18 protein-coding genes and 1 pseudogene are annotated in these 22,616 nt (G+C 73.0%); 2 read left to right on the forward strand and 17 right to left on the reverse strand.

Going from position 1 to position 22,616, the window contains the following annotated elements; all coding sequences use genetic code 11:
• The 16 genes and pseudogenes from ACFVHB_RS28535 to ACFVHB_RS28610 all read right to left on the reverse strand — a co-directional run.
• A pseudogene (locus tag ACFVHB_RS28535) lies at positions 1-965 on the reverse strand (hypothetical protein); the annotation flags it as partial.
• 204 nt (positions 966-1,169) lie between these two features.
• Entirely contained in the window at positions 1,170-2,504 is a 1,335-nt protein-coding gene (locus ACFVHB_RS28540; protein ID WP_380327945.1) for a hypothetical protein, read from the reverse strand.
• Between the two features lie 22 nt (positions 2,505-2,526).
• Positions 2,527-3,117, reverse strand: coding sequence for a hypothetical protein (locus tag ACFVHB_RS28545; protein ID WP_380327947.1), 591 nt, complete (start codon positions 3,115-3,117; stop codon positions 2,527-2,529).
• The gene (locus tag ACFVHB_RS28550) at positions 3,114-7,253 is read right to left on the reverse strand and encodes a LamG-like jellyroll fold domain-containing protein (protein ID WP_380327949.1); all 4,140 of its coding nucleotides are present in this window, start codon (positions 7,251-7,253) and stop codon (positions 3,114-3,116) included. Before ACFVHB_RS28550 ends, ACFVHB_RS28545 begins: the two co-directional genes overlap by 4 nt.
• Positions 7,250-8,626: a baseplate J/gp47 family protein gene (locus tag ACFVHB_RS28555; protein WP_380327951.1), complete on the reverse strand. Its 1,377-nt coding sequence runs from the start codon at positions 8,624-8,626 to the stop codon at positions 7,250-7,252. Before ACFVHB_RS28555 ends, ACFVHB_RS28550 begins: the two co-directional genes overlap by 4 nt.
• On the reverse strand, positions 8,619-9,170 hold the full coding sequence (locus ACFVHB_RS28560) for a hypothetical protein (RefSeq protein WP_380327953.1): 552 nt from the start codon (positions 9,168-9,170) through the stop codon (positions 8,619-8,621). The genes ACFVHB_RS28555 and ACFVHB_RS28560 overlap by 8 nt, the downstream gene beginning before the upstream one ends.
• Entirely contained in the window at positions 9,171-9,530 is a 360-nt protein-coding gene (locus tag ACFVHB_RS28565) for a hypothetical protein (RefSeq protein ID WP_380327954.1), read from the reverse strand.
• Positions 9,530-11,362 carry a hypothetical protein gene (locus tag ACFVHB_RS28570; protein WP_380327955.1) on the reverse strand — a complete coding sequence of 611 codons (1,833 nt, stop codon included), beginning with the start codon at positions 11,360-11,362 and terminating at the stop codon, positions 9,530-9,532. Before ACFVHB_RS28570 ends, ACFVHB_RS28565 begins: the two co-directional genes overlap by 1 nt.
• Positions 11,353-11,784, reverse strand: coding sequence for a hypothetical protein (locus tag ACFVHB_RS28575; RefSeq protein ID WP_380327957.1), 432 nt, complete (start codon positions 11,782-11,784; stop codon positions 11,353-11,355). The genes ACFVHB_RS28570 and ACFVHB_RS28575 overlap by 10 nt, the downstream gene beginning before the upstream one ends.
• The gene (locus ACFVHB_RS28580) at positions 11,781-12,290 is read right to left on the reverse strand and encodes a hypothetical protein (protein ID WP_380327959.1); all 510 of its coding nucleotides are present in this window, start codon (positions 12,288-12,290) and stop codon (positions 11,781-11,783) included. The genes ACFVHB_RS28575 and ACFVHB_RS28580 overlap by 4 nt, the downstream gene beginning before the upstream one ends.
• A 9-nt stretch (positions 12,291-12,299) precedes the next feature.
• Positions 12,300-15,623, reverse strand: coding sequence for a hypothetical protein (locus tag ACFVHB_RS28585; protein ID WP_380327961.1), 3,324 nt, complete (start codon positions 15,621-15,623; stop codon positions 12,300-12,302).
• The gene (locus tag ACFVHB_RS28590; RefSeq protein WP_380327963.1) at positions 15,620-15,826 is read right to left on the reverse strand and encodes a hypothetical protein; all 207 of its coding nucleotides are present in this window, start codon (positions 15,824-15,826) and stop codon (positions 15,620-15,622) included. Before ACFVHB_RS28590 ends, ACFVHB_RS28585 begins: the two co-directional genes overlap by 4 nt.
• A gap of 39 nt (positions 15,827-15,865) precedes the next feature.
• A complete protein-coding gene (locus ACFVHB_RS28595) occupies positions 15,866-16,099 on the reverse strand; it encodes a hypothetical protein (protein ID WP_380327965.1) in 234 nt (77 codons plus the stop codon).
• A 19-nt stretch (positions 16,100-16,118) separates the two neighbouring features.
• Positions 16,119-16,520: a hypothetical protein gene (locus tag ACFVHB_RS28600; RefSeq protein ID WP_380327967.1), complete on the reverse strand. Its 402-nt coding sequence runs from the start codon at positions 16,518-16,520 to the stop codon at positions 16,119-16,121.
• Between the two features lie 39 nt (positions 16,521-16,559).
• Positions 16,560-17,882 carry a hypothetical protein gene (locus ACFVHB_RS28605; RefSeq protein ID WP_380327969.1) on the reverse strand — a complete coding sequence of 441 codons (1,323 nt, stop codon included), beginning with the start codon at positions 17,880-17,882 and terminating at the stop codon, positions 16,560-16,562.
• 32 nt (positions 17,883-17,914) lie between these two features.
• On the reverse strand, positions 17,915-18,736 hold the full coding sequence (locus ACFVHB_RS28610) for a hypothetical protein (protein WP_380327971.1): 822 nt from the start codon (positions 18,734-18,736) through the stop codon (positions 17,915-17,917).
• Between the two features lie 553 nt (positions 18,737-19,289).
• Between ACFVHB_RS28610 and ACFVHB_RS28615 the strand changes: the two genes are divergently transcribed.
• Entirely contained in the window at positions 19,290-19,508 is a 219-nt protein-coding gene (locus ACFVHB_RS28615) for a hypothetical protein (protein WP_380327973.1), read from the forward strand.
• Positions 19,509-20,617: 1,109 nt separating this feature from the next.
• Here the strand turns inward: ACFVHB_RS28615 and ACFVHB_RS28620 are convergent.
• Positions 20,618-21,724, reverse strand: coding sequence for a helix-turn-helix domain-containing protein (locus tag ACFVHB_RS28620; protein ID WP_380327974.1), 1,107 nt, complete (start codon positions 21,722-21,724; stop codon positions 20,618-20,620).
• 175 nt (positions 21,725-21,899) lie between these two features.
• Between ACFVHB_RS28620 and ACFVHB_RS28625 the strand changes: the two genes are divergently transcribed.
• Positions 21,900-22,481, forward strand: a complete 582-nt coding sequence (locus ACFVHB_RS28625) for a peptidase inhibitor family I36 protein (protein ID WP_380327975.1) — start codon at positions 21,900-21,902, stop codon at positions 22,479-22,481.
• The last annotated feature ends 135 nt before the right edge of the window (positions 22,482-22,616 follow it).

A 22,616-nucleotide genomic window follows, 5' to 3' on the forward strand; every position in this document is an offset into this window, starting at 1 on the left:
CCGGTTCCTTGGATGCCGGTGCCGGTGCTGCTTGTGCCTGATATGCCGGGTCCGCTGCTTCCGGTCCCTGTCACGCCGGGTTGGCCGGGGCCGCCCGTCCCCTTGACGCCGGTGCCTGTGCTGCTTGTGCCCGTCACGCCGGGTCCGCTGGTTCCGGTTCCCGTGACGCCGGGTTGGCCGGGGCCGCCCGTCCCCTTGACGCCGGTGCTCGTGCTGCTCGTGCCCACCACGCCGGGCCCGCTGCTCCCGGTCCCGGTCACGCCGGCGCCCGTGTCGCTCGTGCCCGTCACGCCGTCCCCGCTGGTCCCGATCCCCTCCACGCCGGGTTGGCCGAGGCCGCCGATCCCCTTGACGCCGCTGGCCGTGCTGCTGCTTCCCACCACGCCGTCGTGTGTCTCGCTCGTGCCCGACACCCCGGGACCGCTGGTGCTGCTTCCCACCACGCCGTCGTGTGTCTCGCTCGTGCCCCATACCCCGGGCCCGCTGGTCCCGGTCCCCTCTACGCCGGGTTGGCCAGGGCCGCCTGTCCCTTGGACGCCGGTGCCCGTACTGCTCGTGCCCGACACACCTGAGCCCGTCGTCGCTCGACCGAACACTCCCGAGCGGTCGGGGTCGGGGCTGTCGGTCCGTCCCTCGACGCCGTGCCCTTGGGCGCTCCTGCCCGCCACCCCGGGCCCGGACGTCGCCATCCCCGAGACCCCCGCCCCGTCGCCGCCCCTGCCGAGGACGCCGGTGCCCTCGCGGCAGATCCCGTGCACCCCGACGCCGTCGGTGGCCGTGTTGACGCCGACCACTCCGACGCCCGTCGTGATCCCTTCGGGCTGATCCCCGGTGGCGGGCTTGTCGGTACTGCCGAGCACACCCGGGCCGATGTTGCTGTCACCCCAGACGCCGAACTTGATCGGTGGAGTCTGCTGTCCGGGGTCGAACCCGCTGACCCCCTGCTGGAACTGGCCGGTGGCCATGGCTCAGCCCTCCTGTGCTGTGGCCCCTGCGAGCCGAGCCCCGGGCGCCGGAGCGTGGCGCTCCCGCGCTCCGGCCCGCGGCCGTGGGCCGTGGGGTGGATGGAGTCGTCCCGGAGGCCGAACCCGATCGGCGGGATCAGCCGCCGGGGGGCGGATCCGTCGGCAATGCCCTGCAACTCCCCGACAGACATCGACAGACATCGCTCACACCTCCCCGGGTCCGCCGTTCGGCTCCGGGAAGCCGAACGCGGCGATGCCCCGGGCCCGCGACTCGCCGCGCTCCTCGGGGTGCAGGAGCAGTCCGCGTTGACCGGCGGTCTTCTCCTCCTCGGTCTCCACCGGGTGCGCCGCGGCCCAGGCGTCCTGCCGGACCCCGGTGACCTGCCAGCAGATCCGCTGGCCGGCGGCGCCGCCCGCGACGGTGAAGCGGTTGCCGGTCACCGGTTCGGCGACGTGCAGTTCGGGCGCCGGGGCGCCGAGCGGGGTGAGCTGGTAGTGGCAGTCCGTGTTCAACGCGTCGAACCAGTCGGGCAGCTCGACCACTGCCCGGCCCGCGGCGTCCAGTGTCACGGTGCCGTCGTAGACGTTCTTGCGCTGTGGTGACTCCACGAAGGAGTGGCAGAGGTAGCGGTTCTCCGGGTCGAGCGGGTGGTCGATCCGGAATCCGCCGCCTCCCTTGGTCAGAGTCCCGGTGATGTGGACGTCCCCGGTGAAGGAACCGGCCACCGGCCGCCCGGAGGCGAGGACGCCGACCTCGCCGTCGGCCTGGACACCCGCGCCGGAGAGGCTGATGCCGTGCACGCCGGGCGGCGGCGGGCGGAGCGGCGGCGGAAAGAAGATGATCGGCTCGGGGAAGGGCGGGTGGAACGGGAAGAAGGGGAAGCGGCCGCTGCGCCCGACGACCGCCACTCCCTCGGCGCTGACCGCCGACACACCGTCACCGGAGCCGCTGCTGGCCGAGACGGCCGACCCACTCTGACTGGTGGCCGACAGGCCGGGCCCGGTCTGGCTGTGGGCGACCACGGCGGAGCCGCCCTGACTGGTGCCGCTGATCCCGGCACCCGTGGTGCTGCTGCCGGCGACGCCGGAACCGCCGACGCTCGCCCCGGCCACACCAGTGCCCTGCCCGCTGCTGCCGCTCACCCCGACGCCCTGCGTGCTGCTGCCGCTCACCCCGGGGCCCTGGGTGCTGGCGCCCAGGACGCCCGGACCGAGTGTGCCCGTCCCCTGGACGCCGGGGTGCGGGCCGCCGCCGTAGCCGGCGACACCTACGCCGTTGAGGCTGGTGCCGAGGACAGCCGTGCCGGTGTCCGCGTCGGCAGTGCCCTTGACTCCGACGCCCTGGGCCTCCGGATTGACGCCGAGGACGCCGGCACCGCCGTCCGACACGCCCGTGCCCGGGCGGCCGCTGCTGCCGATCACGCCGTCGCCGTCACCGCTGTCCCCCCAGACACCGAACTTCAGCTGTTCGCGTGCCGGGTCGAAGCCACTCGGTGTGTCCTGCCCGACGACCGGCGCCTGCTGGCTGGGAGTGGCCATGGGACTGCTCCTCACGTGCGGTTCACTGGTAGCGGATCTGGAAACAGAAGATCTTCACCTGGACGTTCGCCGCCTTGGACACACTCGCCTCGATGAAGTACTTGTTATCGGTGTTCTTGACGACCGTCGTCTCCAGCGCGGGGAAGGCCGTGTTGAACTTGACGGCCTGGGCGATGTCCTTCACGGTCCCGCTCTCGTCCACGGCCTTGCTGCGCAGGGCAAGGGACAGCCTGACGTCCCCCAGCGGGTCCGGCGCCTCCCCGGTCACCGTCAGCGACGTGATCGTGACGCCGTCCGGCAGGGTGACATTCATGATGCCGTTCGCCCCAAGGTCGGCGACCGGTTTCTGGGCGAGGTCTCCGATGATCACCCAGGCGACGATCCCCGGATTCCCGCCGTTGAAGGTCAGCAGTGGGGCAAGACTGAGGCACCGCTGGGCCGGGGCGACCGTGCGGATCACCTCGTTGAGGTGGAAGTCGGCCAGTCTGCGAAACTCGGCCTCCAGGTTGTGGAAGCGGATGTTGAGGCCCTTCTCCCCGCCGGCCTGGACCCGGTCCTGGTTGTCGATCCAGTCCTGGTGGGTGAACGCGGGGACGTAGAACGGGATGCTCATGGCTGCTCCTTGCCGGGCCGGAGGAGGAAGGGGAGCGGGAAGTCGTACGTGTGGTAGGTCGGGAAGGTGTAGTCGGGCAGCAGGTCCGTGTCGCCGACCGCGCCGGCCAGTTCCCGGACGTGCGGCCGGAGCCGGTCGGTGCGGAACTCCACGCCGATCGGGTGGAACCAGTTGAGGATGTTGAGCACCAGGTCGTACTGCTCCTTGCTGATCACCACCTCCTCCGGCCTGCCGTCGAGCCCGTCGCGCAACCGCACTTCGCACTGGTAGGGCAGCGGCGGCCCGCCCTTCAGGTACGCGGCCCGGAGCCGGACCGGCCCGGCGGCGTCGGCGGTGACCGGGGTGACCGGGGCGTCGGGGGAGGCCGGCTCGGCACGGCCGGGGCCGGCCGGGAGGGTGGACCAGGCGAGGGTGGTGCCGCGGCCCGGGGCGAGCGGGTGACGGGAGACGAGCCGGGGTGGTCCCGGCGGGTCGTCGGCGAGCGGGCCCTGGTCGGCGAGCAGCAGCCGGCCGGCGTGTTCGGGCGCCGCGAACAGGCAGGGCCGGTGCGGGGCGCCGGCCGGCGAGGCGGCCAGGGCGCGGCAGTCGCCGTCGGTGGCCAGCGGCAGCGGCAGCAGCGCGCCGGTGGTGAGGTCGACGACGTGGACGCGGCCTCTGACCGGGCCGTTGCCGGAGGTGGCCACGTACAGGTGCTTCTGGTCGTTGGCCGCGCTCATCGCCACCGGGACGGTCCCGGGCGGGAAGGCGGTGAGTGTGGAGGACGGCTTGCGGTCTCCGGTCTTGTAGACCTGGACGATCCCGCTGCCGGGGCCGTCGGCTCCGGTGGCCGCGCCGATGTACAGCCGGGTGCCGGCCGGGTCGAAGGCAGCACAGGTGGCCCGGGTCGCTCCCTCGATCGTCACTGCGGCGCCCACGACCGGCCCGGCCGGGCGGGTGACCCAGCAGAAGCGGCCGCCGTCCAGCAGCACGGCGAGCAGCGGGCCGGCAGGGTGTGCGGCGATCGCGCCGGGGACGCCCGGCAGCAGTACGCCGGGGGAGGTGAGGTTGCCGGTCAGCGGGTCGTGGTCGCGGACCGAGCCGCCGGACGGGCTCCCGGCGAGACCCACGTAGAGCCGGGTGCCGTCGGTGGCCAGGGTGGTCGGCGCGTCGATGGTGAACCGTGACGAGTTGAGGGTCTCGGGACCGGTCTCGTCGAGGACGTGGACCGGGCCGTGCTCGTGCGCGACGAACAGGCGCCCGCCGACGAAGGCCATCGCGACGGGGAACGGCGCGGTGACGGTCGAGGCGACGGGAGTGAGGGTGGGCAGGTCGTCGGGCGAGTCGGCGGCCAGCGCGTAGGCGGTGGTCCGGTGGGTGCCTCGGTCGGTGAGGTAGAACCTGCCGCCGTCCGGGCGGCAACAGGCGGCGGCGGGGGCGGTACCCGGTTCGACGGCTGCCGTGGCGCTCTGCCCGACCGTCACCTCCGCCGGGGTGATGGTGACGGTGAGTTGGTCCCCGGCGGCGACCGCGACCCGGACGGGGGCTGCCGCGTCGGCGGAGGCCGGGGCCTGGACCTCGATGTGGTCGAAACCCGCCGCGAAGGCGCGGGCCGCGAGGGCCAGGCCGGACAGCGGCGGCGGGCCGCCGGGCCGGGTGTCGTGCCGGAGTCGCAGCACCCGGCCCTGGCCCGCCAGCCCCTGGTCGCCCGGTGTGTACGCGTCGAGCACGCTGAGGGTGCCCGGTTGTCCGCCGAGGCCGGCGAGCAGCCGGTCCAGGGCGGCGCTCGCGGCGGGCTGCATCCGGCGGTGGTTGGTCGCGGTGCCGTAGCTGACGCGGGCGGGCGGTGTGGCCAGGTCGTCGGTGCGCAGCTGGAGGTGGGCGAGGTCGAAGTCGTCGGTGACGGTGCCGGCCGCCGCGGCCTCGGTGGCGCCGATCCGGCCGTCCCGGCCGATGGTCCGGCCGGGTGCCAGCTGGTCGTCCGGCGGGCCGATCCGCAGGGCGCGTCGGCCGCCGCGGGTGTGGCCGGCGCGGCTGACCTCGACGCCGACGGTGACGTCACCGGGGGTGAGCAGGTGGAGGACGGCGTGTCCGGCGGGGCCGGGTTCGACGGTGGCGGAGCCCGGTCCGGTGCCGGTGACGGTCCATCGGACGGCGGCGTCGGTGAACGCGGTCACCGGCGGGTCGAGGGCGAGTTCGACGCTGTGGAGGGCGGTGAGGTCCTGGTCGTCGCCGCCGACCAGGGTGATGGCGAAGACCTCGCCGGGCGGCTGGGCGGCGTGGACCAGGTCGTCGGCGGTGCGGCCCACCCAGGCGAAGCCGGCGGCGTGGGCGTGGACGCCGAGCCGGCCGCTGTCGAGGACGGTGTGGTGCAGGCTCAGCGCCCGGCCGACGGCGAACGGACCGTCGGTGGCCGGGGCGGCGGGATCGTACGCGCGCCGCACGACCAGGGTGCCGGGCTGTCCGGTGAGGCGGTCGAGCAGGGCGTCGAGGGCGCGCCGGACGGGCAACTGCATCAGCCGGGCGCCGTCATCGCCGTCGAAGCCGAGGCGGTCGGCCCGGTCCTCGTGGCGGCAGAGCCAGGCCGGGTCGAAGTCGGGTTCGTCCTCGGCGGTGCCGACGGTCTGCGCCTCGGTGCGCAGCCGGTCGCCGACGGCGGTGATGCTCTGGCCGGCGGTGAGCGGGGGCGGCAGGACGCGCAGCAGGGTGGAGCCGGTGGTGATCCGGGCGGTGGTCTCGTCGAGCACGAAGGCGTCGGGGACGTCCCGGGGGGTGCCGCCGGCGTGGTCCCGGACCGGTCCGGCGGTCCGGTTGAGGACGGCGGTGAGGTTGTCGGGGGTGGGGACCAGCCAGCGCTGGAAGACCCGGAGCCGGCGCCGGTACTGCTCGTCGCTCTCGCCGGTGACGGGCGCGAAGGAGGTGCGGGCGGTGGTGGAGAGCCGGACCTCCTCGATCAGGCCGACGTACTGGGTGCCGTCGGGGGCGGTCTCCTGGCCGATCACCACGGCGGCGGAGTTGTCGAGCGCGCCGAGTGGCGCGAGCCGGCGGTCGGCCTCCGCGCCGTCCAGGTGGAGCCGGGCCAGCGCCCCGGCGGGTGTGCGCCGCAGGGTGACGGCGAGGTGGTGGAAGCGGCCGTCGGCGAGGTCGCGGTCGGCGAACAGGTCGACGGTGGTGGTGCCGTCGGTGAGGGTGAAACGCGGATTGTGGTCGATGCCGCGGTGGGAGCCGAGCGTGAGGGCCCAGCCGGGGGCGGCGGTGCCGCCGGGCGAGGAGCGCTTGGCGAGGACGGCGCCCGGGTCGGTGGCGGCGGGGTCGGGCCGCACGACGGCCTCGACGGTGAAGTCCCCGGTGCCGCCGAAGTCCGCGCTGTCGGCGACGGTGACGGCGCCGCCCTCGGCGGGGAATCCGAAGGCCCGGCCGAACCGGCCGGCCTGGCCGCCCCGGGCGGCGCCGGTGACCTCGCTCGGAAGCTGCCGGTCGCCCGCGTCGGCGACCTTGGTGAGCGGGCTGTGGTCGGCGGGCGGCTGGTCGTCGAGGTGGTGGAGGACGAAGGTGGCCTCGTCCGCACCGTGCCGGCGGGGCGGGAAGCGCGGGGCGCCGAGGTCCTGGCCCAGCAGGTCGAGGCCGGCGCCGCTCGCGGACTCGGCGCTGCGCTGGCGGGCGACGTCGGTGAACCGGTGGGCCAGGTCCTGGTGGTCCTGGCCGATGGTCCACAGCAGTCGGGCGAGGGTGCCGAGCAGCGCGCTCAGTTGCCAGTCCTCGGGAGCGGCGGGCGCCGGAGGCTGTGGCCGGAGGCGGGTGATCCGCAGGCCTGCGGTGAACTCGGCGGCGGTGCCGGGAAGTTCGATTGCTGCCGGGGCGCCGCCGGGCCAGCCGGCCGGGAAGCGGAGTTCGGCGGTCTGCTCGGGCCCGCCCGGTGAGCGGGTGAAGGACACCTCGACGGTGAGCGGTTCGATGGTGTCCCGCCGCGGTGCGAGCAGGAACCGCGGTGCCTCGGGGTCGCGTCCGTAGCGGGCGCGGTAGGCGGCGAGGCCGTACCGGGGCCGGAGCGTCCCGTCGCCGTCGGCGGTCAGTGGGACGGCGAGCCGTTCCATGCCCCGGTCGTAGACGGCGGTCAGGCCGGTGCGCATCACGTCCAAGAACAGGAAGTCGCTGGTCATGGGCTTGCCACCTGGAGGTCGGTGAGCGGGCCGGCGAGGTCGAAGCGGGCGATCTCGTCGGGTGCGAGGGTGAGGTTCTCGCCCGCCGACAGTTCGGCGGCGCTGCCGAAGACGGCGCTGCCGAGGCCGACCTCGCCGAACACGGGGGCGCCGCGGCGCAGCCGCAGATTGCGGACGTCGGCCACCCCGGCGACCGAGCGGGCGGTCAGCACCAGGTCGGAGTGCAGGACGGCGCGGCCCAGGCGCAGCCCGTCGATCCCGGTGTGGACGGCGTCGAGGATCTGTCCGCGGATGACGTCCGGGTCGTGGCCGGGCCGGACCACCAGGGTGGCCCGGATGCCGACGTCGACCTGGTCGGCCGGCCGGACCACGGGGAAGACGGAGACCGGACGCCACTGCCGGACCTCCTCCACCACGCCGTCGTACACCGCCGGGATGCCGCCCTCGTCCACCCGCCATGGCCAGCCGGGTTCGACGGCGACGACGATGTCGAAGAAGTACGGGGAGCCGGTGCGGCGGCCGGCGGTGAGGTCGTGCTGGCCGAAGAGGTAGGTGTTGAAGAGGGCGTGCGAGGAGTCGACGCCGCCGAGTGGGTCGAAGACGGCCGCGTCGCGCACGCCGGGGACGTCGAGGATGCGGGCGAGGACGGCGTCCTGGGTCCACAGCGTGCGGGGGACGCCGCGCAGCCGGGCCCGGTAGGTGTCGTCGGGTTCGACCAGCTCACCGCCGTCGATCGCGGTCGGGGTGGCGACCTTGACGGTGGCCGGCCCGAGGTTGAGGTGGAACCGGGCCCAGGCCGGGTCGAGTTCCAGCGGCCGGTTGGCGGTCACGTCGCCGTCCGGGCCGCGTGGGACGGCCTGGACGCGCGCGACGAGGGCGGGCGCGCCGGCGGTGAGGGTGGCGGGCGCGGTGGTGCGCAGCGCGACGGCCGGGGCGGCGGCGGTCGGGGGGTCGGCGGTCCGCAGTACGGCGCCCTGCGGCAGCACGACGACGCGCCCGGGGTCGGCGTCGGTCAGGGTGAGCGCGACCGTGCCGGTGGCGTGCAGCTGCCGGCGTTCCTGGCCGAGGTCGTGGCCGAGCAGGTCGAGGGCGTCGCCCTGGGCGGTGGTGACGAAGCCGGCGTAGTACTGGTCCTCCAAGGCGCGCCAGAGTTCGTGGACCTGGACGGCGGCCGCGTCGAGGATCTTGCGAAGCGCGGAGCCGGAGCCGAGGTCGACGTCGCTGCCGAACATGGCGCGGGCGCGGGCCTGCTGATCGGCGACGATCCGGTCGATGCCCTTGAGGACGAAGCCGCCCGGCGTGACGCCGTACCGGTCGGGGGGCGGCGGGCCGCCGGGACTGGTGGGGCCGGTGAGCGGGGTGAGGTCAGTCAAGGCGTCCCCCCGGGGTGAGGGTCAGCGTGGAGCCGGCGATGGTCTCGATGATCACGTGGACGGTGTACTCGCGGGAGGCCCGGGTGGCCCGGACGATCCGTTCCCGGGCGGCGCCGTCCGGCCCGGGCTGGAGTTCGGCGAAGCGCGGGTCGTCGTGGAAGAACACCTCCCGCACGTCAGTGACCCGGGGGTCGGCCCGTAGGCAGCGGACCAGCTCCATCCGGATGTACTCCTTGCGGGCCTGGAGGCCGAGCGCGTAGCGGCCGACGGAGAGGCGGTCGAAGCCGAACGCGGTGTTCAGCGGGTCGGAGCCGAGCTGGGTGCGGACGGCCAGGACCAGGGCCTGGACCAGGGTGTCCCGCCCCTCGTTCTGCGCCGGGCCGCCGGTGTGCGGGTCGGTGACCAGGTCGCCGTCGTCGAGGACGAGGCCGCGGCCGAGGCTGGGCGCGCCGCTCGGACCGTCCGGGCCGACCGGGGTCAGTCCGGGGAGGGTGCCGAGCGGGAAGCCGGGCTCGGTGAGGGCGGCGAGGCCGAGGTCGGTCATTCAGATCGCCTCCAGGAGCTGTTGACCGGGGTCGCCGACCAGCCAGGTGCCCGGGTTGCTGGTGCTGGTGCCGTTGGCGGTGGCGAGCAGCACGGGCCGGCCGCCGACCGTGAGTTTCCTGCTGAGGCCTGCCGGGAGGGCGGGCGCGGTGACGCAGGGCTGCGGCCCGGCGGCGGTGGAGAACGAACAAGGGGTGAGCAGACCGGGGGAGCCGGGGGCGAACGAGCGGCCCGCCTCCGCGCCCATGACTAGTGCACCGTGCCCGCTGACGGTGAGCGCGGGCGCGCCCGGGCCGGGAAGCCGGTACCGTCCGCCGTGCACGCACTCGATGACCGCGCCCGCGACGAGGACCGGAGGCATCAGCTGATCGCCACCTTCCCCTTGTCGAGGGTCACCGTGACCCCGCCCGCGCTGAGGGTCGCCGTCGCGCCCGCGAGCTTCAGGGATGCCTGGCCGGCCGTCACGGTGACGGTGCCGCTGCTCGTGCCGACCGTGACGTTGCCGGTCGGGTCGATCCGCACCTCGGTGCCCGAGGCGTGGCGGAGCAGGAACTCGTCGGCGCCGCCCTCGGCCGGGGGCCGCGTGCCGACGGGGGAGCAGGCGGCCAGGCCGACGGTCATCTTGAGCCCGACCGCCTCGATCACCCGTCGGCCGTCCGCCGTGGTGAGGTCGTTGACGCCCGGGCCGTCCGGGCGCGGGTCGGGGCCGGGCGTCAGCCGGGTCGGCAGGCAGAGCCACCAGTCCCCGGCGCGCGCGTCGGGGCGCTCCGTGTCCGGCTCGTCGGCCCAGAGGAAACCGGCGACCACGGTGTCCTCCCGGGAGGTGCGGACCTCGTTCAGCAGCGCCCGCATGCCCGGGTAGACCGGGACGCAGAGGCCGACCTTGTGCCAGGCGAACGGCGCGGCCAGCGGCTTGGCGCGCAGCTTCGGGCCGTCCTCGCCCACCGTCAGCCCGACGCTCGGCGAGGCCAGGTCCGGGGCCTCGGCCTGCCCGTAGGACAGGTCGACGGTCCGCCGCGCGGGCTCGGCGGCGCCGACCCGCCCGACGTCGACCGAGGGGGAGGTCGTGCGGGAGTCCTGGATCCGTCCGGTGATCGCGTCGGCGACCGTGACGGGGCTGCCCTCGCGGGCCGCCTCGGTGTTCTTCCGGTTGTCGCCCTCCGGCGTGAAGAGGGCGGCCCGGCCGGTGCAGACGTAGCCCTCGCGTGGCGAGAAGGAGTGGGTGAGCCGGATGATGCGGTAGTTCCGGAACGGGTTCTGGTAGCCGTCCACGCTCGCCGCGACCAGCTGGCCGGCGCGCAGCGCGGGCAGGCCGAGGACGGTGAAGTCGAACGCGCCGACCGAGGTCTGCTTCGGCAGGTCGTGACTGATGCGGTGCTTCCCGGCGGTGGCGGCCTGCACCGGGGCGAACGCCGCCAGCCGCGTGGTGGCCTGGAGGGCGGGCACGATCAGGGTGTCCTCGCGGGTGAGGAAGGCGAGCAACGCGGACGGATCGGGCGGCAGCGCCGGGCCGGGCCCGCTCGCCGGGGCGGTGACGGCCGGGCCGAACCACACGGTGCCGTCCTGCACCAGGACTTCGGCGTGGTGCCGGCGGGCCAGCTGTTCCAGCAGCGCGAAGGCGTTGGCCGCGTCCATGTTGACGTCCTTGCGGTGGTCGGCCGCGGGCGCGCCGACACCGGGCAGGCCGGGCGCGTCGGCGACCAGTGTGACCTTGGCCGCCTCCGCGATGGTCTTCGCCGTTTCGACGGGCGTCTTGTCCGGCAGGTCGAGGTGGGCCAGTCCGGTGGGGCTGGCGCGGTTACCGATCTCCTTGGTGTCGAGCAGCCGGAACGCGGCCTCCTCGTAGCCGGTGAGCAGCACACCGAGCGGCGGGAAGCGGCGGGAGACGGTCAGGCTGTCCACCCGTCCCTTCAGCACCGGCTTGCGGGAACCGGGAGACTCCAGGTAGCCGAGCGTGATCTCCACCGGGACGGCGCCGGCGAGGTCGCCGCGCTTGCCGCCGAGCGCGTCGGACAGCGCCCGGTGGGCGGCCACCGGGAGCGACGCCAGGTGGACGGTGAAGTCGCCAGCGTGCCCGAGCCCGTACGTCACGGTGATCTCGGCGTCGCTGAGCACGAGGCCGCCCGACACGTCGTTGGAGACGGTGAGGCCCAGGGTCGGGAACGCCAGCCGGTACCAGAGGATCACGCCCATCGCTGCGCCACCCCGATCACGATGCTGCTGCCGTAGTGGCCGCGTCCGTTGAGGTTGCCGCGGGCCACCCGGGCCTCCAGCAGGCGGATCGCCAGTGGCCCGGCGTGGTGGATCAGGCCGGGCTCTGCCGGCAGCTTGCGCAGGAACACCACCCGGGGTCCGTCCGGCCCGTGCCGCACCACCCGCAGCACCAGGTAGCCGGGCGGCGCGGTTGGCACGGTGATCCGGGTGGCCGGGGCGAGGTCGTAGAGCGTCTCCGGCGGGTCCGTGGCGAGGGGCACGAGGGAGGCGTACAGCCCGAAGTCGTAGGCGGTGGCCCCGATCAGGCAGCCGAAGGCCTGCGGCAGGCCCTCGTCCGGCTCGACCGGCAGCCGGTGGAACTCCTGGAACTCCTGCGTTGCGGAAAGGGCGGAGGTGGTCACAGCGAGCCTCCCAGCTGGCGCTGGACGGGTGCCATCCCGCTGACCGACGGCACGGCGGCGATGCCCACCGCCAGCGCGAGGTCCAGGGCCTCGCCGAGGACGGCGGTGAGCGTCGACCGCGGGACCTGTTCGAGGGTGATGCTGGCGTCGATCGCGTCGCGACGCTGATTGGACTGGGTGAAGCGCAGGCTGGTGATCTGCATGTCGAGGCTGATCGTCATGCCGCAGACCACCGGGAGGCCGGCCAGGTTCATCAGCGGCGCGGCGGCGGGGGCCAGGGCGCGCGAGGTGAGGGCCATCGCCTCCAGGCCCTTCTTGACGATCAGCCTGGTCTGCCCGACCAGCACCGCCTCCACCGTGATGGTCCGGGCGGTGGGCGAGACCAGCTGCGCCAGCCGGCTGCCCGCGATCCGGGCCACCTGGTAGCCCTCGTTGACGGTCAGGCTGGTGACCGTGAACAGTGGCACCGCGCCGATCAGGACGGGGACGTTCACTCCGGCGGGCATGGCGCGGACCTACCTCTCCGGCTCGGGCTTCGGTTGCCCGCCCGGGACCGGCTGCCGCGATGGCGTGCCGCCGACCCGCCCGCGCGCCGCCTCGGTCGCCTTGTGACTGCGCGGCCGTCCGGTCGGCGTTCCCTTGCCGACGGCCTTCTGCACGTCCTCCAGCCGCTTCGCCCGGACCGCGTCGCCGACCAGGTCCTCGTACTGCACGTATGGCGGCAGGTTCCGCGCGCCGTGGCCGTAACCGCCGGCATTGGTGACCTTCAGTTTGACCCCGAGCTCGTCCAGCCTGGCCGCGAGCTGCTCGGGGGTCGGCTTCCCGGCCCGTACGGCCTCCAGCGCGGCCTCCAGCCGCCGGACGACGTCGGCCTGTGCGGGGAACTCCGGCATGCCGCGGACCGTGGTCACGACCTCCTCCAGGGTGGGCCGGAGGTTCCTGATGAGGGCGGTGGCCTTCCTGCCCTCGAGCATCCCCAGCCGGCCGGTGGCCTTGTTGTCGATCACCCAGATCTCGCCGGTCGCGCGGTGGAGAGCCACCGCGTCGGCGCCGTGCCCGGTGAGCTGGTGGGCGCCCGGCCCGGAGGAGCTCACCAGCATGTTCATGTCGCGTCGGCCGAGTTCGAACGGCAGGTCGTGTTCGCCGTAGGCGCCGCCGGCGTGCGCGGCGGTGATGCGGACCGGTTCGTCCGCCGGGGGGCGCCAGGCCTCCATGTCGTCCACGAGCTTCTTGAACGCACCCTCGCCCGCCGACCGCTCGGCGGCGAGCCGGTCGATGAAGCGCATCGCCGTGGCCTCGTCCATGCCGCGCTGCTCGCTGAGACTTACGATCCGCTTCATCTGCTCGAACGCGGCCGTGATCTCCGCGCGTTCGGCGCCAGCCAGCTTCGTCACGTCGCCGAGGAGTGCGAGCATCTTCGCGTCGGACCGCAGCTTGGTGATCGTGTTCACGCCCTTCTTGATCGCGTAATACATGCCCTTCAGCGGGCCGGTCGGGTCGACCAGGAAGCCACCGTGCAGCCGCCCGGCGAACTCGCCGACCACGCGTTTGAGCCCCAACTCGGCGGCCGCCTGGGCCTTGAGGGCCTCCCGGAGCCGGAGTTCCAGCCCCTCGACCCGGTCGATCTTCGCGGTGAGCGTCCGGAAGCGGGCCGCCGCGCTCTCGGCGTCCGCGGCGGCGGCGAACTCGTGCAGCGGGCCGGACAGCGCGCTGAGGCCCTTGGCGGAGGACCGCAGCAACTGCGCGGCCGACGTGTGCAGGTCCAGTGCCGCCGCCGCGACGGCGATCCCGACCCAGACCAGCGAGGGCTCGTTCGTACTGAACGCGAGCCGGAACTCGGCGGCCTCCTGGCGGTACGACGTGATCGCCTCCGAGGCCTGGTAGATGCTGAGCCCGGCGTTCGCGATCAGCGCGGCCGCGGCGATCCAGCCGCCGACGGGCACGAGTGCGGCGAGGACGAGGGCGATGATGGTCTGGACCGCGGCCGACAGGATGTGCGCGTCGCCCAGGGCCGTGACGTGGTCGTCGACGATCCAGCCGTAGATCGTGCCGGCGCCCGCCCCCTGGCTCTTCTTCGTGGCCTCGACCAGGTCCGGCAGGCTGAAGACGCGCTCGGGGTCGGCGACGAGCTCCTGGCGGACGCTGGCGGTATCGGTCTGCCGTGCGTCGACGACCTCGAGCAGGTACTGCCGGGCGGTGGTCGCGTCGAGTTCGGCGAGCTTCGCGCGGTCGGTGTCGCGGCCCAGCCGCTCGGGGTCGACGAACGGGTCGCCCTTGGCCGCGGCCACTACCGCCTGGTCGGCCGAGGCGCGGAGGGCCTTGGCCTCGGCCCGGTAGGAGAGCGCTTCCAGTGGGTAGTCGGGCGCCTCCGAGGCTGCGGCGGCGACTTCGAGGTTGGTCGCGATGGCCTCGCTCGCGGCTGCCGCCGTGAAGTCGGCGCGTGCGGTCGTCTTCGCGATGTCGGTGACCATCGTCTCGACGTAGCCGGGGGTCCGCAGCTTGGTCCGTTCCTCGTGAAACAGGTGCTCGTAGTGCGCGAGGACGTCGAGCGCGAGGGTGACCGCCGCGGCGCGGAAGCGCAGCAGGTAGGCCTCGATCGCGGCGAGGAACGCGGCTTCGTCGGCGAAGTCGTGCTGCTTGAGGGCAGCCTCGAAGCGGGTGCGCGCCTGCGCCGACTCCTCCAGGAGACCGGGGGAGTAGCCGATGTAGGGCCCGGCTTGTCGCACCTTCCCCGCTGCCTCGTCCCGGGCCTTCCACAGACGGTACAGGTCCTCGCAGCCGAAGAGCGTGGCCGCGGCGGCATCGGTCTCGGCTGTCTCGATCGCGCGGATGCGTTCCCCCGCCAGGAACCGGTCGATCGACGTGTCCAGCGCGGCCCAGCTCGCCGTCGTGTTGATCCTGCCCAGGTAGTCGGCGCGCTGAGCCGGGGTCAGGGCGCTGAGCCTGAGTCCGAGGCGCAGCGCCGCCCGGAGGTCCTCCAGGGCCGTCAGCGGCCGGTCGCCCGCGAAGAGGATCTCTCGGACGTCCTCGGGCAGGGCGTCGAGTTCCCGGGTCAGCTGGTGCTCGGCGGTGACGGCGGCCTGAGCGGCCCGCCAGCGGGCGCGTCGGGCCGCGTCCTCCGGACCCGTTCCGAGCTTCGTGCCCGGGGCCAGGCCGGTCTCCTGCCAGAAGCGGGCGTCCGCCTCGGCGTTGATCCGCTCCTGCTCGGTCTCGGACAGCGTGGCCAGCGCGGCCTGCGTGACGTCGATGACCGGCAGGTCGATGAAGTGCCGGTCGGCCTCCTCCACGGACACCGAACGGCCGGGCGGGCGCTGCCAGTGCCACAGCGGGAGGAGCCGGTCGACCTCCTGCTCGCTCGTGGTCCGGTAGTACTGGCGCACGAACGTGCGCAACAGCTCGTCCGGGCCCATGGCGTGGTCGACCTGCACTCTGAACGATGTCACCCGATGCGCTTTCGTCGTCCGAGCCGGCGCGGGGCGGCGCTTCTCCGGTGGTACGCCGCGGGTCCGCTGGGCAGCAGGCCGGGCAGCAGTGGTCGCTCCGGCGGTCTGCCCGGTCGTGGCGGTCACCTGCTCCTCCGACAGGGCGAAGGCGAACAGCGCCCGGCCGCCGTCGGCCGTCGGCCGGGCCTCCAACGGCTCGGTCGCCAAGGTCGCCGGGGCAGTGATCACCTGGAGGCCGGTCTCGTCCAGCCGGTCCAGCGCCCGACCGACCGCGTGCAGCAGGGTGTCCGCGAGCTGTTGTTGCAGCTCCTGGGACGGCGCGTGCTTCGGGTCGCCGTCGAAGGTCACCGACTCCGGCGGGCACGGCCGGATCCGCAGGAGTCCGCCGCCGGTCATGGTTCCCGCTCCGGCGTCGGCGGTGGGTCGCCGGGTTCCTCGGGGCCGTCCAGGACGGCCGACCGTGCCAGCCGTTGCCGGGCCTGCCGGAAGCACACCGCGAGTGCTTCCTCGACTTCCCGGCCGAGGTCCGCGATCCCCTCGGCGGTCGGCGTTCCGACGACCGACACCGTGATCGGGAACTCGCACACGATCCGCAGCACTGCTCGGCTCTCCTTTCCCGGCTCTTCTGCCGGACCGGCTCAACTCAGGGCCCGGTACAAGGCGTTCCAGACGGTGCCGGCGATGTCGTCCCGGGCCTCCCGGGTGACGTCGCCGGCCAGCACGACGTGGATCGGGAAGACCCAGCGCACCTCGGTCCCGGAGCTGTCGGCCACCGCCGCCCGGCCCTCCTCGTCCGCCTCGGTCAGGGCCTGGGGTCCGACGGCCGGCACGCCGTCCTGGTCCGGCCCGGGACCCGTGTTCAAGTGCGACATCGGATCCTCCGCCGGTCTCTCATGCCTTGGTCGGGACGGTCTGCAGGCAGACGCAGTTGAACGTGGTGGTCGGCACCCCGTCGATCACGATGCTGCTGGCGATGGAGGTGATGTAGCAGTCGTTGAAGGCGATGTTCTGGAAGGTCCAGTCGCTTCCCTTGGCCTGCTGCACGCCGATGCTGAAGCCGGTGTTGGACATCGCCAGCCCGGTGAGCGTCGCCACCACCGCGCCGATCGCCTTGACCGCCATGGTGAAGGTGAAGGTCTGCGGCTGGACGATGTGCGCGACGTTGTCCGCCTCCAGCGAGTGCAGTGGCTGCACCGGCACGTTGAAGGTCGGATTGAACGAGTCGATCGGTGTCACCGGGGTGCCGTTCAGCATCACCGTCAGCCGGGTGTCCCATTTCAGGGCGTCGGCCATGGTGTCTCACTCCTTCTCTTGGCCGTCCTGCGGTGCGGCTCAGCCCTTGAGGACGAGGCTGATCTTCAGCCGGTGGATCGCGCCGGCGTAGGTCACCTGGACCGTCATGTCGACCTCGCGGTTGCTGCGGGCCTTGCTGATCACCGCCTGCTCCGCTTCGTCCGGCTGGTCCTTGTCGAGCAGGGCCAGCAGCGGGATCACGACGCTGAAGTCCTCGATCACCTCTTGCGACACGAGGGGGAAGAGCACCGACTGCACGATCGTGACGACCGAGCGCAGCCCGACCCGGGAGATCCGAACGGTGCCGATCGCCTCGATCAGCGCCGCCTTGATCCGGAAGTTGATGTCGTCGAGGGCGCGGACGACGTCGACGTACTTCTTGCCGTGGCTGCTGTCCGCGGTGTAGCCCTCGCCGAGGTAGAGGGACTGGCCGGGGAGCAGTGCCGGGCTGGTCACCCAGTTGACCTGGTGGCCGTCGAAGTCCTCGATCTCGGTGTCGGTGAACAGCCGGGTCATGGCGATGTTGATCGGTTTGAGCAGCAGCGAGATGTGCGGCTGGTAGCCCGCGATGACGCCGGCCGTGGCCGCGGCCACGTCGTCGTCCGAGGTGTGGGCGATCAGCACCATCCGTTCGTGCTTCACCGGCGGGACGATCAGCGTGTTGAGGGTGGCCGCCGACTGCGGGCCCTTGTCGAGCATGGCCACGCCGATCCGCTCCTTGCCGTCGCCGAGGTCGGCGCTGACATGGTTGGCGAGTTTGTCGAGCGCGGTGGTGTTCCCCGCTTTGAGCGGCGTGTTGGCGAGCAGCACGATCTGGACATTGAGCGCGTCGACCTTCGTCAGTGCCGTGTCCCACTGCGGATCGTCCTGATCCACCAGGACGCCCCAGACCTTCACCGGCGGTGGCGACTGGCGGAACGCGGTCCGGATCGCGCGCAGCAGGTCGCTGTCGCCCGCCTGGGCCACGGCGGTGTTGCTCACGTGGGCGCGTTCGAGAGGGGTGTCCAGAGCGAGGTCGAACGTGCCCGGCGCGGTACCGCCCTCGGGTGCCGGTGTCGGATCGACCCTGGTCACCTTGCGCACCTCCGAGGCGGCACCGGTGTCGATCCGCACCGAGATGGGGGCTGAGACGCTTCCCTTCACGGTGACCTTGCTCGCGTCCTTCGCCGCGTCGACGGTCAGCGTGGTCCCGCCGGCGTCCTGGAGCGCCTGCGCGGCCGCGCCCGGCGAGGTGAACGCTTGGGGATCCGCGGCCGGGGCGCCGAAGGGCCCTTTGCCGACGATGGCGATGTCGCCGTACGCCCTGACCGCGGGGGCGAACAGCTCGCTGATCGGTTGCACATCGATGTACTTGACCGGCATCGATCGCTCCTTTCCTGAGGCATGACGCCAGGTCACGCCATGGATTCGAACGCGGTCACGTAGCCCTCGGCGGCGAGCAAGTCGGACACCTGCTCCGCTGTCCCGGGGGCGTCGGGGACGTCGAGCGCGGACGTGGGGAACACCGCCAGCCAGGCGCCGGCGGCGAGCAGGGCCCCGCCGTCGTACTCGTCGAGGCGTGGACGGGAGTCGTCCAGCGCCTGCCGGCTCCGGGCCAGGCGGCGCAGTGCGGCGCCGAGGTCCAGGTCGGGGAAGAACAGCACCGAGACGCGCAGCCGGAAGTCGTGGGGCGGCGCGTTCGGGTCGAAGGCCGGTGTCGGCGCGTAGTGCAGCCGGTAGAGCCGGGGAAATTCCGCCTGGAGTTCCCGGTAGTCGGCGACCTTGGCGCGGCGCATCAGCTCCGCGAGGTCGAGGAAGGAGAACCGGGCGGCGAACTCCATCTCGGAGAGGCCGGTGAGGTCCTCGGAGGTGAGGGCGTCGAGGGCGCCGTCGGTCAGTGCGATCCGCGTGGTGACCACGGTGTCGAGCGCGAGGTCGATCCAGAGCGGCGGCGACACCGACGGGAACTCCAGGACGGCACGCGCCTGGGCGACCTCCGGCAGCAGCTTCTCCCAGTTCCCACGGACCGTCACCGGTGCGCGCACCGGAACCTGGAAGCCGGTGGAGGTGACTTTGACCTGGTCCACGAGCCGGACTTCGAGGTGGCTCTGCTCGTAGACGGCCTTCAGTAAGGACTGCACCCGGTGGTGGCCCGGGTCGTCCGGCGGGTCCACCAGATGTCTGACGCGCTCCGGATCGAGGTACCGGATCATCAGCCGGTCGGTGAAACGTTCCATCATGTTTCCTGCGCACAGCCGCGTGGTTTCCCGCGAGGGGAGGGCAGTTCAGGGACGCTCCGGAAGCTGTCGGGTTCGTCGGGTCACCGGCGCGCGCTGTACCGCCGTTGTCTCGTCCGGAGGGCACTGACGGGCGACGCTTCGGACGGACGTTCACTGCATCTCACCCTACGCCGTTCGGGCGCGAACGGGCACCCCCCGTCCATGGCTGGCGGTAGGCGGGAAGTGGACCGCCGACCCCGCCCGCAACGGAGTTTGAACGCCCCAGCCCAGGGGCGTCACCTCCGGCCGCGCCGTCCGGGGGATGGACCGGGCGGCGCGAGCCGACCCCTCGATCCGGGCCGGGGCCTCATGGCCCCGGCTCTCCCCATGAAGGAGGGGTGAGCATGGCACGCCGAGCCATTCCCGGGCAGACCGCCTTCGACCTGGTCGAGCTGCGGCCCGAGGTGCCGGACCTGGCGTCGTACGACGTCATCCTGATGAACGTCAGCGGGGGGAGGACTCGCAGGCGCGGCTCGCCGAACTCGAACTGCACGCCATCGCCGCCGGAGTCATGGACCAGATCGTGGTGGTCCACGCCGACCTCGGCATGGTGGAGCCCGGGGTGCGGGAGCTCGCCGCCGAGCACGCCGCGCACTACGGCCCGCAGTTCGAGGTGGTGCAGCACGACCGCTCCAACCTGGTGAAACACGTCGAGGACGCGGCATATGGCCCTCGGCGGACAACCGCTGGTGTGCCTCGGACTTCAAGCGTGGTTCGATCCGCAAGCTGATCGCCCGCCCGGTCCGCGAACTGCGGGCCGGAGCTGGACAGGTTCCGGCAGTCCAACCAGGCTCAGACGGAGCGCTTGGTCCAGTTGGCCGAGCAGTTCCCCGATCTCACCGCCGGTCCGGACTCCCCACTCGGCAGGATGCTGGCGATGCGGGAGGAATTCCTCGGAGGCGCCGAGCACGGGCCCCGGATGGGGACCACGGTCTCGACCTGGCAGGCAACCACTCCCGCCGAGCCGATCCGGATGGTCCCGGTCGCCCAACTGCGCGCCGCCGACATACCCAGATCCACTTCCCGGACGGAACGGACCTGCTCCAGATCCTGTGGTGCCCGTTCAACCACCCGGACCTCCCCGGGCAGTCGGAGCACTGCTCCGGACCGGCTCCGAAGGTCATCCGGCGAGCCGCAGAGACGCTCACGGACACCGTCACGCCAACGGCCGATGCCTCCGGGCGCGCCGGCTACCTCCAGCGGCAGTGCGTCGTCCACCCCGAGCCGATCACCGAGTACCCCGCCACCGAGGACCTTCCTGAGTCTCTGCAGGACCGGATCCACGCCCGGCAGGCCACGCTCGGCGTGGAACCGCCCTACGACTACCGCAATGACCTCTCGGTGGCACCCGGCCTCAAGACCGGCGGCTGGCCGTACTGGCCGCACTGCCCCCGCCCCATCGCATGTGACTGCGGCTCGGAGACGGGCCTTCTCCTGACCGTGCCCCACGGGGAGCGCGGGGCACGGAGCTGGACTCCCGTTGAGGACCAGCTCCGCGCCACGAGGCCCGGCTGCAACGCCGAGTTCCATGATCCGACGGGTTTCACCGCCGCCCGCGACGAGCTCCTCGTGTTCGTGTGCCGGCAGGATCCTCGGCACGAGGTCCGGATCGACGTCGAATAGTGCTTTCCAGTGCGCGAACGGAGGGCGGGCGTCGGGCGGCCCCATGCGGGCCGAAGTTGCGACCGGCGTCCCGGCCGCGCGCGCTCGTCCTCGAACTCGACGACGGCCGGATCCTCCTCACCTCCCCCCGGCTCGTCCCCGTCAGGCCCGCGAGATCGCCGAGGCCGTCCGCCCGTTCCTCGGCTCCCCCGGCCGCGGCCCCGTCCACCCCTCTCACTACCCTCCGTGCACGTCGAACTCACCCTCACCGGCCGGCCACCCACCGCCACCGTCATCCGCCTCTGCGGCGACTGACGTCCTCGACGCCCCGTCCCTGGGATCGGGCGCTCGGACATCGCTGGGTGCCACGCCGTACGCGGCGCGGAAGGCACGGCTGAAGTCCGCGTGCGCGCGGAATCCCCAGCGGGCGGCGACGTCCCCGATCGTGCGGTGGCGCAGCCTCGGGTCGACAAGGTCGGCACGGGAGCGCTCAAGACGGCGACGGCGGATCGTGGCGGCGACCGTCCCGGGCCGCGTCCGGAACAGCTGGTGCAGGGTGCGCAGCGAGATGTGGTGGTGCGCGGCGATGACGGCCGGGCACAGCTCCGGGTCTCCCAGGTTGTGCTCGATGAAGGTGTCGACGCGCGCGAGCAGCACCTGCTCCCGGGTCTCCACGGGCAGTGCGTCGCGCGCGTCGAGCAGGCCCGCGAAGTAGGCGGCGGCCAGATCGACACCGATGGCGCCCGTCCGGCGGAGCTCTGCCGGGCCGCTGTGGCCGGCACTCTCCAGGAAGCCGGACAGGAAGTGCCCGAGCAGCACCCCGGCGGGCGATCGGACGGTGAGGGAACGGCCCAGCAGACGCTCCATCCGGTCGGCCTTCAGCGGCACGGCGGTCCGGGGCAGTTGCATCAGTGTGACCCGGTGCCCGCGGTCGTCCCGGGTGAAGAAGTCGGCCGCCAGTGGGCGGGAGGTGTCGAACACGGCCAGGCTGCCGGTCGTGAGGTTGGCGACGTTGCGGGACTGCTCCAGCTGGATCGGGCTGCCCTGCACCAGGAACAGGTGGTACTGCTCTGGGTCGAAACGCCGGATCTGGGCCGGTCCGCGACGGGCCGACATCGGGGAGAACGCGAACTCCGCCACCCGGGCCCCGGGTAGGTCGACCGCTCTCGCACTCCCGCGGAAGCCGCCCTCGTGGTCGCTGGTGAGCGCCACGGGCATGACGTCGGTCTCCATCAGGCAGCTCCACCACTCCAGCCGGTCCGGTGGAACCACCCCGTCGGTGGAGACCGACACCAGCGCCTCGGGTGCCGACCCGCACGCCCCTGCTTCAGTTGACGTGAACACAGAGAGATGATCCGGGTCGCAGCCGGCCGCGTCCAGGCGGTTGTCGGCCATGGCGGACGCCGACTGCGCCCGGTGCCAAGGAAGTCCGCACGCAGCGCCAAAGACCGGGGCGCCGGTGCTCGGCAACGATGTGACCAGCACACGACACGATCCTTCGATTCCCAGAGGTGACACCGTGACAGAGCACCGAACCCCCGGCTCCGGCTCGCCCGCGAGGATTCTCGCCGCGCTGGTCATGACCCTCCTCGCACTGGTGGGCACCGCGAGTGCGGCCGGCGCCGCCACCACCCCGGACTTCTCGGCCCAGGCCCACGGCCTCGGCCTGACCGACGCCCAGGCGAAGAGCCTCCAGGAGCGCGTCGACGCCTACCTGGCCACCACCGGCGGCACCCAGGTCTCGGCCAACAAGATCGCCCTGAACAGCGGGGAACTGCTGCTCGCCCTCCCCGGGGAGCAGAAGGCTCGCAGCGTCACAGCGGCGGGTGACGCGACGAACCTGGCCGCCTCCTGCCCGTACACGTACGTGTGCGCCTACAGCGGCCCCAACTACACCGGTGACGTCCTGACGCTCTTCACGTGCAACTACCTGGTGTCCATTCCCTGGTCCGGGACCGGCTCGTGGATCAACAACCAACGGGCCGCCCTGCACGCCAAGTTCTACGACTCGAACCGCAACCTCGGCTGGACGTCGCCCGGCGGCTACAGCTCGGACCCCGCCGCCCCCTGGGGCTGGGTCTGGTGGCTCAGCCCCTGCTAGGAGCCGCCTGATCAACCGCTGGTCGCGGGCCCGGGGCGCGGGCCCCGCCCCCCGGGTGGTGTAGGCGGGGGGGGGGGGTTGGGGGGGGGGCCCGGGGGGGGGGGACCACGGGGGGGGGGGGGGGGGTTTTAACAA

Source organism: Kitasatospora sp. NPDC127111, from assembly GCF_042677465.1.
Classification (GTDB): domain Bacteria; phylum Actinomycetota; class Actinomycetes; order Streptomycetales; family Streptomycetaceae; genus Kitasatospora.